The sequence below is a fragment of the Polyangiaceae bacterium genome, from assembly GCA_020633205.1.
Classification (GTDB): Bacteria; Myxococcota_A; Polyangia; order Polyangiales; family Polyangiaceae; genus JAHBVY01.
The window spans coordinates 343,439-356,593 of sequence record JACKEB010000012.1 but is presented as its reverse complement, the minus strand read 5'-3'; the positions used below and the strand labels follow the sequence as shown (position 1 = coordinate 356,593).

Here is a 13,155-nt window from a genome sequence, read left to right as displayed (position 1 = left end):
TGGCGGTACACCCGGGTCACGGACACCTGGCGGTCGCATGCGACTTCGCACGCGAATCGCCATCATTCGTCGACTCGAGCTGCTGGACGCGGCCTCAAGCGGCGAAATTCTGCCATGGGACTCCACTGTCTCAACGAGGACAAACTACCCGAGTTTGTGGGGAATGAGCGGTAGCACGCCGTTTGGAGCCGCAACCTCGCGGCGGATTTCGCGAGAAGCATCAAATCTAGCGAGTCGGGTCTCGTGGGAACACCGCAACAATTCCCCCCCTTGCGTCACCTTGCCTTAAGATATTCTGCTTAGGAGTGCGGCCTCGAGCCGACAGAAAGGGAACTATGGAGCGCGTCATCGGTATCGACCTCGGCACCACCAACTCCTGCGTCGCCGTGATGGAGGGGGATGCGCCGGTGGTGATCCCGAACCGAGGTGGGTACAAGACCACCCCGAGCATGGTGGCGGTCACCGAAGCGGGAAAGCGCCTGGTCGGTCACATCGCCAAGCGACAGGCCATCACGAACGCCGAAAACACGGTGTACGCCGCGAAGCGCTTGATCGGTCGCAAGTGGAGTTCTCCCCAAGTGAAGAACTCGGTGATGACCTCGGCCTACACCATCGTGGAAGGCCCGCACGGCGACGTCCGCATCAAGCTCCGCGACAAGACGTACTCGGTGCCCGAGATCAGCTCGATGGTGCTGCAGGAGATGAAGATCATCGCCGAGGACTACCTCGGCGAAGAGGTCAACAAGGCGGTCGTCACCGTTCCGGCGTACTTCAACGACAACCAGCGCCAAGCGACGAAGGACGCTGGGGCGATCGCCGGACTGGAAGTCATCCGCATCATCAACGAGCCAACGGCTGCGTCCCTCGCCTACGGCTTCGGCAAGAGCGTCGACAAGACCGTCGCCGTCTACGACTTGGGCGGTGGCACCTTCGACATCAGCATCCTCGAAATTGGCGCCCACGGCGTGTTCAAGGTCATTGCCACCACCGGCGATACCTTTCTGGGGGGTGAGGATTTCGACGCACGCATCATCGACTGGCTGGTGCAAGGCTTCAAGGATGAGCACGACATCGACCTGCGTCAGGATCGCATGGCGCTACAGCGCCTGCGTGACGCTGCAGAGAAAGCGAAGTGCGAGCTCTCCCAGGTGCGCGAAGCAGAGGTGAACCTGCCCTTCATCATTTCCACAGGGAGAAACGAAGCGCTGCACCTCCAGCGCACCCTCACCCGAGAGACCCTCGAGCGGCTCACCGAGGACTTGGTGGAGCGCACGGTAGACATCTGCAAGCAGGCGCTCGCGGACGCGCGCCTCGACATCGATGAAGTCGAAGACGTGGTGCTCGTCGGCGGCATGACGCGCATGCCTGCGATCGTCAACGCGGTCTCAGACTACTTCGAGCGCGAGCCGAACAAGGGCGTGCACCCTGATGAGGTCGTCGCGCTGGGCGCCGCCATCCAGGGCGCCGCGCTGGTCGAAGACAAGCACGAGATGATCCTGCTCGATGTGACGCCCCACGCCCTGGGCATCATGACCTTCGGCAGCTACTTCGAGGAGCTGATCCCCCAGAACACCACGGTGCCCACCAGTCGCACCAAGATCTTCACCACCTCACGCGACGACCAGACGGCGGTGAAGATCCTGGTCATGCAGGGTGAGAGCAAGAAGGCCGACGAGAACGAGCTACTCGGCGAGTTCATCCTGACCGGGCTTCGGCGCGCGCCGAAGGGACACGTGGAAATCGAAGTCACCTTCGAGATCAACACGGACGGCATCGTCAGCGTCCACGCCAAGGACCTCGACACCGGACAAGAGCAGTCGATTCAGGTCACCGCCACCAGCGGCCTGACCCAAGACGAGCTCCACGACATGATCGAGAACGCCAAGGACTACATGGTGGAGCGGCGTGTCGACGAGCAGTTCGAGCAGGCGAAGCAAGAGGCAGAGACGCTGATAGCCGACATCGAGCGACTATTTCCCCAGGTGGAAAAGATCGTCGCCTCGAGCGACTTTGGCCGCGACGCCATCGACAAGGCGAAGGCCGTGCTCAGCAAGACCGAGCAAGCGATGAAGGCTCGGGACACGGAAGAGCTGAAGCAGCAGGTCGAGGCGCTCTCTCGAACACACCGCATGTTCAAGGGCGTCGTCTCGCGCACTCAGTGATCCCGGCTCGTTCGTTCGTTTTCACTCTGCCTGGTGAACACACTCTGACAAGAAGCGAATGGTTTCCGACACTCCCAAACGTCCACACGTGAGCTCGCTGCCCCCTGAAACAGAGGACATCGACGCGTCGTGGGACGACGAACCCTTCGGGCTCGAGCTGGATGGTGGCGACCCGTTCGATCGTGAGACCGTGGTACCCGACGAACCCGTGGAGCAGTTCGCCGCGCGCCAAATGGCGGAGAACACAAGCGTTCCCCCGAAGCCCGCATCGGAGTTCCCGGTGCCAAGCTCGGATTTCGAACCTGACAGCTTCCCTCCACTGCCCATGGAGCCAGGAGCGGGTCGCTTTAGTGACCCAGCCCCAGAGCGCTTGAGCCCGGCCACGCCAATCCCAGCGCGCCGGGCTCCGTCGGATGTGTTTTCCCCGCGGAACTCCAAGACGAACCCAGAGCCACTCCGCCCAAGGACGCCCCAGCTCGCACCAGACTTCGCCGAGGCGCCTGATAGCTTTGGCTCCTTGCCGCCCATCGCACACGACTTCGATCCCACCGCGGAGGACGGCGACGACACCGGCGGGCCCAGCATCCCGCGCAGCGCCGTGCAACCGAGCGGCCTGGAGCTGGACGACTTCAAGTTGGACTCTGGGGCGCCGCCCAGCGGCTCCGCGCTGGATCTCGTGAGCCGTCCGCGGGAGCCGATGACTGAGCAGAAGCCCTACGTCGCTCAGTCCCTCGGCGCCGAACCATCGAGCCCCGCTCACTCGACCCCCACCGAACGCTCCGAGTCTCCGGTGGTCGACATGAAGGATCGCTATGCGGTCGGCGACTTCACCGGGGCGCTGGTGATCGCCGAGAGCATCCTGGAGAGCGATCCCGACCACGCCGACGCGCGACGCTACGCAGACAGCTGTCGCGAGGTGCTGACGCAGATGTACGCCGCCCGTCTGGGTCAACTAGACCAGGTCGTGGCCGTCGCCGTTCCTCCGGACCAGATCCGCTGGCTATCCCTGGACCACCGGGCCGGCTTTCTGTTGTCCCTGGTGGACGGCATGACCTCGATTGAAGAGATCCTCGACGTGAGCGGCATGACGCGCCTCGACGCCTTGCGCATCATGTTCACGCTGGTTCAGCAGCGCGTGATCGCCCTCGAGCCCGGGCGATAGGCTTTTCAGCGCGGCCTCCTTCGCGCTATGCCGGGCGAGCGCAGTGTTCGGCTGAGGACCCGCCGCTTGAGGGCCTGACGGGTCCGAGGGAACACGAGAAAGCGTCGCGTGCGAAATACCCGCGAGGCTCGCGCGAAGGGCACTCATGCAGCACCACACAGCGCCAGATCGAGCGCGGCAAAGGACCACGCGGAAAGCCTGGTGGCTCGAGCTCGCGCTCGGTGTCGCCAGCCTCTGCCTCGCCGCCAGCCTCTTCCAGACCGCCGGAGAGCGGCTCTCGGTTACGGGCGAAGCCCCCCCCTCCCCGCCGGGTCAGGCCGATCCGCCGCTCCCCGTGGAGCCGAGTCGCACGCCGCACCCCGATGCGCCTCCGCGGGAGATCGGACCTCGCTTCGACAGCGACAGCGCGCTCCCGGAGCACGCGCAAGAAGTAGCGAGCTACTGGCTGAAGGCCAAGCTCGATTCAGACACCCACCGCATCAGCGGAAGCGGGCGCATCAAGTGGACCAACACCTCAGACGTTGCCGTGCGGCAACTTTGGTTCCACTTGTATCTGAATGCGTTCAAGAACGCGGACACGGTGTTCCTGCGCTCCCCGTTCGGCGCCGGGCGCAGCGGCGACAAGGGCGAAAAGTGGGGCTACATCGACCTCAAGCAGCTCAAAGCAGTGGAGCTCGGCGGCGTGGATTTGCTGAAGAACGCCGCCAAGCACTCCCCAGATGACCCCAAGGACGAAACCGACATCCGCGTCGACTTGCCCAATGAAATCGCCGCGGGCGCCACGCTGACCCTGGAGGTCGAGTGGGAGTCCCAGCTCCCCCAGATCGTCGAACGCACGGGGTACTTGTCCGACTACCATTTCGTGGCTCAGTGGTTTCCAAAGCTCGCGGTGCTCGAGCGCGACGGGACCTGGCGGCACTTCACCTTTCAGGCCCAGAGCGAGTTCTACGCAGACTACGGCAACTACGACGTCACCCTCGACGTACCGGAGCGCTTCGTCGTCGGCGCCAGCGGCGAGACCATCGAGCATCGAGTCGAGGGCGGGCGGCTGATCCAACGTCAGCGCGTGGCTGATGTGCACGACTTCGCCTGGACCGCCTGGCCGGGATTCCAGCAGCACGCTGAGACGATCGACGGTGTGGCCGTCAAGGTGCTCTACCCGCCAGCGCATGAGCGAAACCTCGCGGATACGCTCGACGCGCTGCGCTTCGCCCTGCCCCACTTTGGCAAGCACTATGGGCGCTACCCCTACAAGACGCTCACCGTCGTGCACCCTCCCGCATACGCCGCGAACTCTGGGGGCATGGAGTACCCCACGCTGATCACGACCGGCGGCAACTGGTACAACGGCTACTGGAACCGGGGTGTCCCCGGCGTGACGATCCATGAGCTAGGCCATCAGTGGTTCTACGGCCTCGTGGGGACGGACGAGCACAACTGGCCCTTCTTGGACGAGGGGCTCAACAGCTACGCCGAGCTCGTCGCGATGGAGGAGCGCTACGGCCAGTCTGCCTTGGTGTCGCTGCCCAGCCTGAGCATCAACCGCAGCTCGGTGATGCGCGCGGCGGCCGCGAGCTACGGCGAGGACGACATCGTCGGTCGCCCGGCAGCCGCGTTCCCGAACTTTCGCGCCATGGGCGCGCTGGTGTATGCGCGCACGGCGACGATCATGGACACGCTCTCCCGAGTCTACGGGCGCGCGAACGTCGAACGCGCTCTCGGGCGCTACACGCGGTACTACCGCTTCAAGCACCCCGGACCACGGCACTTCATCGCCGCGATGCGCGAGGTGCTCGGCGACGAGGCGTCCCAAAACCTCGAGCGCGCGTTGTTCGAGCGCGGCCGGGTGGACTACGTGATCCGCAGCGTCGACTCGCGCAAGACCCAGAAACCCGCCGGCGTCTTCGACGACGGAGGACGCCACACCGTTTCCACGGAGGACCCTCCAGAGCACGACTACACCGGTCGCGCGCTAGTGTATCGCCACGGGGACCTCAAGTTCCCAGTTCAGGTGCTGCTAGTCGCTGAAGACGGCACACGCAGCGTGCACGATTGGGACGGGCGCAGCGCGTGGGTGGAGATTCAGTATCACGGGTCGAGTCCCCTCGCTTACGCGGTGGTGGACCCCGAGGGTCGCGTCGCCCTCGATGAGAACCCCTTGAACAATGCGGCGAGCAACGCCTCCGCACCCGCGAGCCGCAGCCGAGAGCGACTCACCTATGCAGCGCAGCTCGCGCTGGGTTTGGGGGCGCCATGAACGGTGCCGTCGACGCCTACCGTCGCCCGGGTGCGCTCGCGCTGGTCTACGCGGCACGTCTCCTCGCCGGCTGGCTGGTTGCCGCACCCATCGTCGCCGCGATCAACGGCTCCGGGCTCCTGTCATTTCCCCAGGGAGACGCCTCGTTGTTTGCCCCGGGTGGGGACTCCCTCGTCGCGCTCGTCCAGACCAGCTATCGCTTCCTCGGGAGCGCGATGCGCGATTCGAGCTGGGCGTTTTGTCTGGCCGCGGCGCTCGGGTTGTTGCCGTATGCCTTTTGGCTGTTTGCCCTTGGTCACTCTGGTCGCCTCAGCCTCGGAGAAGCTGCCGGCCAGGCCCTCCAGTCCCTACCAAGGCTCGTACTCCTGAGTGCGCTGAGCCTCGTCTTGAGCGGCATCCTCGCGGTGCTGGCGGCGGTCACCTGGGGAGCGCTCTACGACCCACTCGTGGCCCGCGTGAACGAACGCTCCGTGGACCTGTGGCGCCTCGCCAGCCTGCTGCCGTTTGCCCTGTTGTGGCTTTGGCTCTCGATGCTCACCGACCTCAGCCGCGCCGCGGTGGTGCAGCACAACGCGCGTTTCCGCCTGAGCCTGCGGCTCGCGTGGCGCGCCTTCAAAGCGCAGAAGCTCGTGATGCTCAGCTCGTGGCTCACGCCATGGCTGTGGGGCGTGGCGCTAATCGCGGGCGCAGCGTTGATCGTGGAGCGCATCGCCGTGGAGCAACCCGGAGGCTGGCGCGTCTTGCTCGCCTGGCTTCTGCACCAGCTAGTCATCGTCGGACTGCTGCTCCTCCGCGCCAGCTGGTACACCCGGGCACTCCGCGGCGTCGGCGCCCAGCCAGTGGAGTGAGCTGCTAGGCTTCTTGCTCGCCGCTATGTTGGAACTCAAGCCGCCGACACCATTCAGCGAGGCACCGCGGCCGTGGTTCTTTCTCGCGGGCAGCATCGAGATGGACCGCGCGGAAAGATGGCAGGAACGCCTCGTCGCACAGCTCGCGAAGCGCGACGGCAGCATCCTCAACCCACGCCGCGACAGCTGGGACGCTTCGTGGCGCCAGGACTTGAGCGAGCCGCGATTCGTGGAACAAGTGGAGTGGGAGCTCGCGGGGCAAGAGCAAGCGGACAGGCGCTGAACTTCGAGCGTGAGAGGCACTGATTTCAGTCTTCGAGCTGCTCGTCCCAGAACTCTTGCAGGTCCTGGGGTAGGGGCGCGATCAGCTCGAGCTGTTCACCCGTCATCGCGTGCTCCAGCGCGTAGCTGTGGGCGTGCAGCGCTTGGCGCGGGAGTTCGAGCTTCTGCAAGTCTTCGTCGGTGAGCTCGCCATCCGCCGCACGCGCCAGCAGTCGCTCGTCGGGCCCGTAGAGCTTGTCCCCCACCACGGGGAAGCCTTGGCTTGCCAGGTGGATGCGGATCTGGTGTTGGCGCCCGGTGAGCAGGCGACAGCGGATCAGCGCGTAGTTCTGCCGTGTCTCGAGCAGCTCGACCAGCGTGCGCGCCTCCATGCCCGGGGTGCCATCTCCCACGCCGCCGGTTGCCACGCGCATCTTCACCCGCAGTGAGTTGTCGGTGTCTGGCTCCAGGGGCACGTCGATCAGGCCAGCCTCGGGGATCCCCCAGGTGATCGCGAGGTATGTCTTACCGATGCTGGGGCCGGCGTCTGGGGTGAGGCCGTACTGGTTTGTTTCCGCGCGAGAACGGTCTTCAAGGCGTCGCTTGAAGGCACGATCCGCCTCGGAGCTCTTGGCCAGCATCAAGATCCCCGAGGTTTCGCGGTCGAGCCGATGGATCAAGCTCAAGAACTGTCCAGGGCGCTCGGCTTCGAGCAGGCTCAGCACCGTGATGCGATGGTGGCGCGCCGTAGGGTGCACGGTGAGCAGCGGCGGCTTGTCCACCACCAGCAAGTGCTCGTCTTCGTAGAGCACCGGGATCGGCACGGGTTCATCGGATTCGTCAGGTGGCCGCCGCCACAGCACGACGAAGCTCTCCGCCTTCAGGCGGTCGCTCGGCTTCATGCGCTGCCCCAGTGGGTCGTACGCGCTTTGCTCGATGATGGCGCGCGCCCGCGTACGGCTGGTGTTGCGCAGCTGCGCGGACAAGAACGTATCCAGGCGCTTGCTCGCCCACTCCGGCGGCACACGAAAGATGCGCACCAGCGCTCCCGGCGGCGCCGCGGCAGGTCGGATGCACTCCGACTTCTTGAGCATGCGCACGCGTTGCACGGACTCCGTCCCGAAATGGCTGAATTTAGGCTGGATCGTGGATGCGCTGGATCTCGGTACCGACGCCCGAGTCGGTGAAGATTTCGAGCAGCAGCGCGTGGCGACGGCGGCCGTCGATGATGTGCACCTTTTCCACACCGGAATCGACGGCCTGCAGCGCGAAACGCACCTTGGGGATCATGCCCCCTGCGATCACGCCCTTGTCGATCAGTGCCTCTGCTTCGCGCGCGCGGAGGGAGCTGATGTGCTTGCCTTCGGCGTCTTTCACGCCTTCCACGTCGGTCATCAACACCAGCTTGGCGGACTGCAAGGCACCGGCGATGGCTGCGGCGGCTTCGTCCGCGTTCACGTTCAGCGACTTGCCCTGTGAGTCGACCGCGATGGGCGCGATCACTGGGATGAAGCCTTGAGCGATCAACGTGCGAATCAAGCTTGGATCGACCTGTTCGACCTGCCCGACGCGCCCGGGATCGACCTTTACCGAGCTGCCGTCGGCGTTGCGCGCTTCCACCGCCGTGCGCCGTGCAGCGCGCAGGAAGCTGTCGTCTTTGCCGCCAAGACCTACGGCGCGTCCGCCTTGCTCGCTGATCAGCCCCACGATGTCCGAGTTGACGGCGCCGCCGAGGACCATCTCGACCACGTTCATGGTCTCGTCATCGGTCACGCGCATGCCGCCGGAGAACGTGGACTCGATGCCCATCCTGCCGAGGGTCTGGTTGATCTGCGGTCCACCGCCGTGCACCACCACCACCTGGATGCCGACGTAGCGCAGCAGGCACACGTCCCGCGCGAAGCTCTGCTTCAGCTCCTCGTCCACCATCGCGTGGCCGCCGTACTTCACGACGAAGATGCGCTGGTGGAAGCGCCGGATGTAGGGCAGCGCCTCATGCAGAATGGCGGCTTTTTCGACGAGCTGGTCCATGGGGTGCGGAGCGTACTGACTCACGCCTCCGGGGCAACTGGAGCCTCGCCGGGATCGCGCTGGTTTTTTGGGGGTGAGGAGCGAAAGCTCGCCCCGATAAGGTTCCCGGGCCCGTCGGAGCCGTGCTACGCCGTGCGCCGATGGACATCCTGATGGTCTCCGCCGAGCTCTCGCCCTTCGTGGACACAGGCTGCGGCAGCGTCGTAGCCGCCCTTGCGAAGGGCCTGAAACAGTTGGGACACGACGTGACCGTCGCGCTGCCGAGGCTCGAGGGCTTCGAAGCCGGAGGTCTGATGCTCGCGCGGCGTCTCTCGCCCCTCGAGTGGGACGGTGGACAGGCGGTGGTGTTCGACTGTCAGCTCCCGAGCGGCGTAAAGGTCGTGCTCTTCGATGGCGCGCCGAGCAAAGGCGAGAAGGCCGTGTCCCGCTTCGAAGGCGAGGCGCCTTTCGGCAGCGATGTCGACGCGGATCTGCTGGCCGAGCGCTGTGGGCTCTTGGTGCGTTCGGTTCAGGCGCTTTGCCAGGAGCGCAGCAAGGCCGGGCAGGGCTTCGACGTGGTGCACCTCTTCGACTGGCCAGCGGCTCCCGCAGCCCTGAACGAGCTCGGGGCTCGCGTCGTGCTCACGATCACCGACGCCACGCATCAAGGCTCGTTCCCGGCTCGCGCCGCCGAATCCCTGGGGATCCCCAAGGAGCGTGCCGGGGAGGCGCGTGCCGGCAATCGCGTGAACGCCCTCAAGGCGGGGATCTCCGGCGCCGACGTGATCACCACCATCAGCGACGCCTACGCTCGCGACCTCTCGAGCGACGGCCACGCTGGCGGCCTCACTCGAGTGCTTGCGGATCGCAGCGATGTATTTTTCGGCGTGCAGCTCGGCGTCGACTACGCGGTGTTCAACCCGGCGACGGATCCGTCCCTTGCGCAGCGCTACGACGCCGAGGACCCGAGCGGCAAGCAAGTGTGTAAGACCGCGCTGCTCCGTCAGCTGGAGATCCCGCTATCACCCGAGCGTCCGTTGATGGCGTTTGCCGGCGATTTGACCCGGGCCGGCGGTGGCGACTGGCTGGTCGCGGCGCTGCCCAAGTTGCTCGCCAACGACGTGGTGCTCTTGGTGAGCGATGCCGGGGACGACACGCTGGTCACCAAGCTCAGGAGCGTGAGCGAGCGCTACCCGGACAATCTGCGCATCCTGCCCAGCTGGGAAAACGGCGCCAATTCCCAGGTGGAAAAGCGAAGGTTGCTGGCCGCCTGCGACCTCTGGCTCATCTCGCCGCGGGCCGACCGGGCTGCTACCGAGCTGATGTTGGCTGAGCGCTATGGCGCGGTACCGGTCGTGCACGCCGTTGGCGCGCTCGGGGACACCATCGTTGACGCGGACGCTGAGCTGTCCACTGGGACGGGGTTTGCGTTTGACGAAGCCAGCCCGAAGGCGATCACGGCGGCGGTTGCGCGAGCGATTAGTGGGTATCAGAAGCAGCGCTGGAGCGCTTTGAGGCGGCGGGTGATGCGGCAGGATGTGAGTTGGGACCGGCCGGCGAGGCGGTTTCAGCAGTTGTATCGGGCTTGAGGGCGGGTTCGCTTGGTACCGCACTCAGCGACCAGTGCGGTCGCTTTCTGCTCGGCGTTGACGGGCGCCCGCGCCGCTTGGTAGCGCGCCGCTAGTTTGAGCCGGCCGTGCCGCCGGTGGTGCCCGCGCTGCCGCCGGCGCCACTGGTTCCACCGGCAGTGCCACCGCTGCCGCTCGTGCCGCCAGCGCCGCTGCCCGCAGTTCCACCGCTGCCGCTCGTTCCGCCGGTACCACCGCTGCCGCTGGTTCCACCGCTGCCGCTGGTTCCGCCGCTGCCGCTGGTTCCGCCGGTCCCGCCTGCACCGCCGCTCGCCGTGCTGCAGCCCGTCGTCGCTTGCGCGGTGATGACACAAGGCTTCTCCACGAAGTCGCTGCAGAGGCTGAGCTCGCTGTAGTAGCTCACGCACGCGTCGACGGTGCCCTTGTCGTAGGTGAAGCAGCTGCTCCCGCCTGCGGGACGGATGTACTCGGGGCACGGCGCGCGCTGCACGCTGCCACATCCGAGGGAACTCCTCGCCGCGTCTTCTGCGGCGGTGATCGCTTGGCAGGCTTCCGCTTCGTCGATCAAAACCCCGCTCGGCTCGGGCTGATACGCGCCGGACTTGGGCGTCACCACCGGATTGGTGTCCTTCGACTCAGTGCAGGCCGTGGTCCAGCCAACCACCAATAGGCCGAGGCTTCCGATCCCCAATGCGCGCGTTGCCCTGGAAGTCATCTCCTGAAGCTAACCCCAATCCCGCCCGCCTCCGCAAGCATCGAATCCCGGCGAGTTGTCGCGGCGGAGGGCATGATTGACGGCGGGCTGCTGCGCAGATACCGGGACCGGCGTCATGCCTGTCCGCAACGTCCTCATCTCCGTATCCGACAAAACCGGGATCCTCGATCTCGCCCGCGCACTGGTCGAACAAGGCGCTCGCCTGCTCAGCACCGGTGGCACGTTCAAGCAGCTGGAATCAGCCGGCATCCCTGTCTCCACGGTCGAGAGCTACACCGGCTCTCCCGAGGTGATGGACGGCCGGGTGAAGACCCTCCACCCGAAGGTCCACGGCGGCATCCTCGCCCGGGAGGGGACCGACGAAGCTGACCTTCAGCGGATCTCCGCCGAGTTCATCGACATGGTGGTGGTGAACCTCTACCCCTTCGAGGCCACGCTCAAGAAGCCCGACGCCGCCTTCGCGGATCTAATCGAGAACATCGACATTGGCGGACCCAGCATGCTGCGCTCCGCCGCGAAGAACCACGCTCGCGTCGCCGTGGTCTGCGACCCGAGTGACTACGCGCAAATCATCGGCGAGCTCAAGGCCGAAGGGGCGCTCAGCCAAGGCACTCGCCAGCGCCTGGCTGCCAAGGCATTCGCGCACACCGCAGCCTACGACTCGGCCATCTCTGGCTGGCTCAGCAAGCAGGATCAAGAGGACGGCTACCCCGCCTTCATGACGCTGCCATTCGAAAAAGCCTACGGCCTGCGCTACGGCGAGAACCCGCATCAAAGCGGCGCCTTCTACCGTGAGCGCACCGCAGAGCCCGGCAGTCTTTCCCGCGCGGAATCGCTCGGCACCGGCGCCAAGGAGCTCAGCTTCAACAACCTGGTCGACGTGGATGCCGCGCTCGAGGCGGTGCGCGAGCTCGAAGGCCCTGGCGCGGTCGTGATCAAGCACGCTAGCCCGTGCGGCGCCGCCACCGGCAGCGACCTCAAGAGCGCGTACTACGCCGCGCGCGAAGCCGACGCGATGAGCGCGTTCGGCGGCATCGTCGCACTGAATCGTCAGGTGGATCTGGCGACGGCGGAGCTCCTCGCGGAAACGTTCCTCGAGTGCATCATCGCGCCGAGCTTCGCGCCCGACGCCCTCGAGCGCCTGCGCAAGAAGAGCGCGCTGCGCCTCCTGGCAACCGGCGAGTGGCTCGACCACAAGCACCAGGCGATGACCTACAAGCGCATCGGCGGCGGCATCGTGGTGATGGATCGCGACGCCAGCGGCGCTGGCGAAGTGCGCGCCGGCAAGGTCGTGACCAAGCGCGCCCCGAGCGACTCCGAGCTCGCTGCGCTGGAGTTCGCCTGGAGCACCTGCAAGCACGTGAAGAGCAACGCCATCGTGCTCGGCAAAGCCGACGTGAACGGCGCCGGGTTCGCAACCGTCGGTATCGGCGGCGGTCAGACCGCGCGCGTCACCGCGGTGCAAATCGCCTGCGAAAAAGCGGGCGAGGCCGCGAAGGGTTCCGTCATGGCGTCCGACGCCTTCTTCCCCTTCCCTGACGGCGTCGAGGCGGGCATCGCGGCCGGCATCACCGCCGTGGTCCAGCCAGGCGGCAGCAAGAAGGACGAAGACGTGATCGCCGCGGCAGACAAGGCGGGCATCGCGATGGTGTTCACCGGCGTGCGCCACTTCCGTCACTGAGCTGGTTCTTGCTGAGCCGCTGCAGTCGGTTGGCAGCCCTGAAAACAGCGACCCAGGCCGCAGAAATGGCCTGGGTCGTGGTGTTTTGTAGGCTCCCACGCACTTGCATAAACTTGGCCCGATCCCCGAGACCATGACATCCGAGGTCCTGCGCTTCGATAACCCCGGAAACGGCTCTGGGGGGCGCGAGGAGGATCTCAGGCATGGCTGGTATTCAGAAGATCTGCGGTGTGTGCGGGTCGGAGTTCGAACCTCGCTTCAGCTACCAAATGGAGGAGCGAGTCGAACAGGATGCTTCCGGACGCCCCCGCGCGAGCTTCGCCTTCTACTGCTCGCAGCAGTGCCTCGAGCACAGTCACGCTCAGGGAGACGCCGGTCTCACCTCGTGTGACGCCTGCGCGACTTCGTTCAAGCTGGAGCTCGCGAGCCAGGTGCTGTTCGTCGAGAAGCAGCGGCGCTACGCCTGCTCC

General features: G+C 65.8%; 10 protein-coding genes. 7 read left to right on the top strand and 3 right to left on the bottom strand.

The genetic code is table 11. The features are described from left to right. Positions 1–335: 335 nt before the first annotated feature. From dnaK to H6718_13580, 5 genes are all read left to right on the top strand, one after another. Positions 336–2,162 carry a molecular chaperone DnaK gene (dnaK, locus tag H6718_13600; protein ID MCB9586432.1) on the top strand — a complete coding sequence of 609 codons (1,827 nt, stop codon included), beginning with the start codon at positions 336–338 and terminating at the stop codon, positions 2,160–2,162. An 88-nt stretch (positions 2,163–2,250) separates the two neighbouring features. Continuing rightward, positions 2,251–3,324 (top strand): hypothetical protein, encoded by a 1,074-nt coding sequence (locus H6718_13595; GenBank protein MCB9586431.1) that lies wholly within the window; start codon positions 2,251–2,253, stop codon positions 3,322–3,324. A gap of 145 nt (positions 3,325–3,469) precedes the next feature. Continuing rightward, positions 3,470–5,581 (top strand): M1 family metallopeptidase, encoded by a 2,112-nt coding sequence (locus tag H6718_13590; GenBank protein ID MCB9586430.1) that lies wholly within the window; start codon positions 3,470–3,472, stop codon positions 5,579–5,581. Beyond that, the gene (locus tag H6718_13585) at positions 5,578–6,429 is read left to right on the top strand and encodes a hypothetical protein (protein MCB9586429.1); all 852 of its coding nucleotides are present in this window, start codon (positions 5,578–5,580) and stop codon (positions 6,427–6,429) included. Before H6718_13590 ends, H6718_13585 begins: the two co-directional genes overlap by 4 nt. 25 nt (positions 6,430–6,454) lie before the next feature. Then, positions 6,455–6,712 carry a nucleoside 2-deoxyribosyltransferase domain-containing protein gene (locus H6718_13580; GenBank protein MCB9586428.1) on the top strand — a complete coding sequence of 86 codons (258 nt, stop codon included), beginning with the start codon at positions 6,455–6,457 and terminating at the stop codon, positions 6,710–6,712. A 25-nt stretch (positions 6,713–6,737) separates the two neighbouring features. On the opposite strand, the gene H6718_13575 is transcribed toward H6718_13580, so the two are convergent. Further along, positions 6,738–7,784 carry an RluA family pseudouridine synthase gene (locus H6718_13575; protein ID MCB9586427.1) on the bottom strand — a complete coding sequence of 349 codons (1,047 nt, stop codon included), beginning with the start codon at positions 7,782–7,784 and terminating at the stop codon, positions 6,738–6,740. A gap of 40 nt (positions 7,785–7,824) precedes the next feature. Continuing rightward, positions 7,825–8,721, bottom strand: a complete 897-nt coding sequence (gene argB / locus H6718_13570) for an acetylglutamate kinase (GenBank protein ID MCB9586426.1) — start codon at positions 8,719–8,721, stop codon at positions 7,825–7,827. Positions 8,722–8,861: 140 nt separating this feature from the next. Between argB and H6718_13565 the strand changes: the two genes are divergently transcribed. After that, entirely contained in the window at positions 8,862–10,289 is a 1,428-nt protein-coding gene (locus tag H6718_13565; protein MCB9586425.1) for a glycogen/starch synthase, read from the top strand. Positions 10,290–10,380: 91 nt separating this feature from the next. Here the strand turns inward: H6718_13565 and H6718_13560 are convergent, their stop codons facing one another. Beyond that, positions 10,381–11,004, bottom strand: coding sequence for a hypothetical protein (locus H6718_13560; protein MCB9586424.1), 624 nt, complete (start codon positions 11,002–11,004; stop codon positions 10,381–10,383). A gap of 115 nt (positions 11,005–11,119) precedes the next feature. Here H6718_13560 and purH point away from each other — a divergent pair, with 115 nt between their 5' ends. After that, positions 11,120–12,685, top strand: coding sequence for a bifunctional phosphoribosylaminoimidazolecarboxamide formyltransferase/IMP cyclohydrolase (purH, locus tag H6718_13555; protein ID MCB9586423.1), 1,566 nt, complete (start codon positions 11,120–11,122; stop codon positions 12,683–12,685). The last annotated feature ends 470 nt before the right edge of the window (positions 12,686–13,155 follow it).

Excerpts from the sequence above, each read along its gene's own strand:
- dnaK (MCB9586432.1), top strand. The coding sequence starts at position 336 with ATGGAGCGCGTCATCGGTATCGACCTCGGCACCACCAACTCCTGCGTC.
- H6718_13590 (MCB9586430.1), top strand. The coding sequence starts at position 3,470 with ATGCAGCACCACACAGCGCCAGATCGAGCGCGGCAAAGGACCACGCGG.
- H6718_13585 (MCB9586429.1), top strand. The coding sequence starts at position 5,578 with ATGAACGGTGCCGTCGACGCCTACCGTCGCCCGGGTGCGCTCGCGCTG.
- H6718_13580 (MCB9586428.1), top strand. The coding sequence starts at position 6,455 with ATGTTGGAACTCAAGCCGCCGACACCATTCAGCGAGGCACCGCGGCCG.
- H6718_13575 (MCB9586427.1), bottom strand. The coding sequence starts at position 7,784 with ATGCTCAAGAAGTCGGAGTGCATCCGACCTGCCGCGGCGCCGCCGGGA.
- argB (MCB9586426.1), bottom strand. The coding sequence starts at position 8,721 with ATGGACCAGCTCGTCGAAAAAGCCGCCATTCTGCATGAGGCGCTGCCC.
- H6718_13565 (MCB9586425.1), top strand. The coding sequence starts at position 8,862 with ATGGACATCCTGATGGTCTCCGCCGAGCTCTCGCCCTTCGTGGACACA.
- H6718_13560 (MCB9586424.1), bottom strand. The coding sequence starts at position 11,004 with ATGACTTCCAGGGCAACGCGCGCATTGGGGATCGGAAGCCTCGGCCTA.
- purH (MCB9586423.1), top strand. The coding sequence starts at position 11,120 with ATGCCTGTCCGCAACGTCCTCATCTCCGTATCCGACAAAACCGGGATC.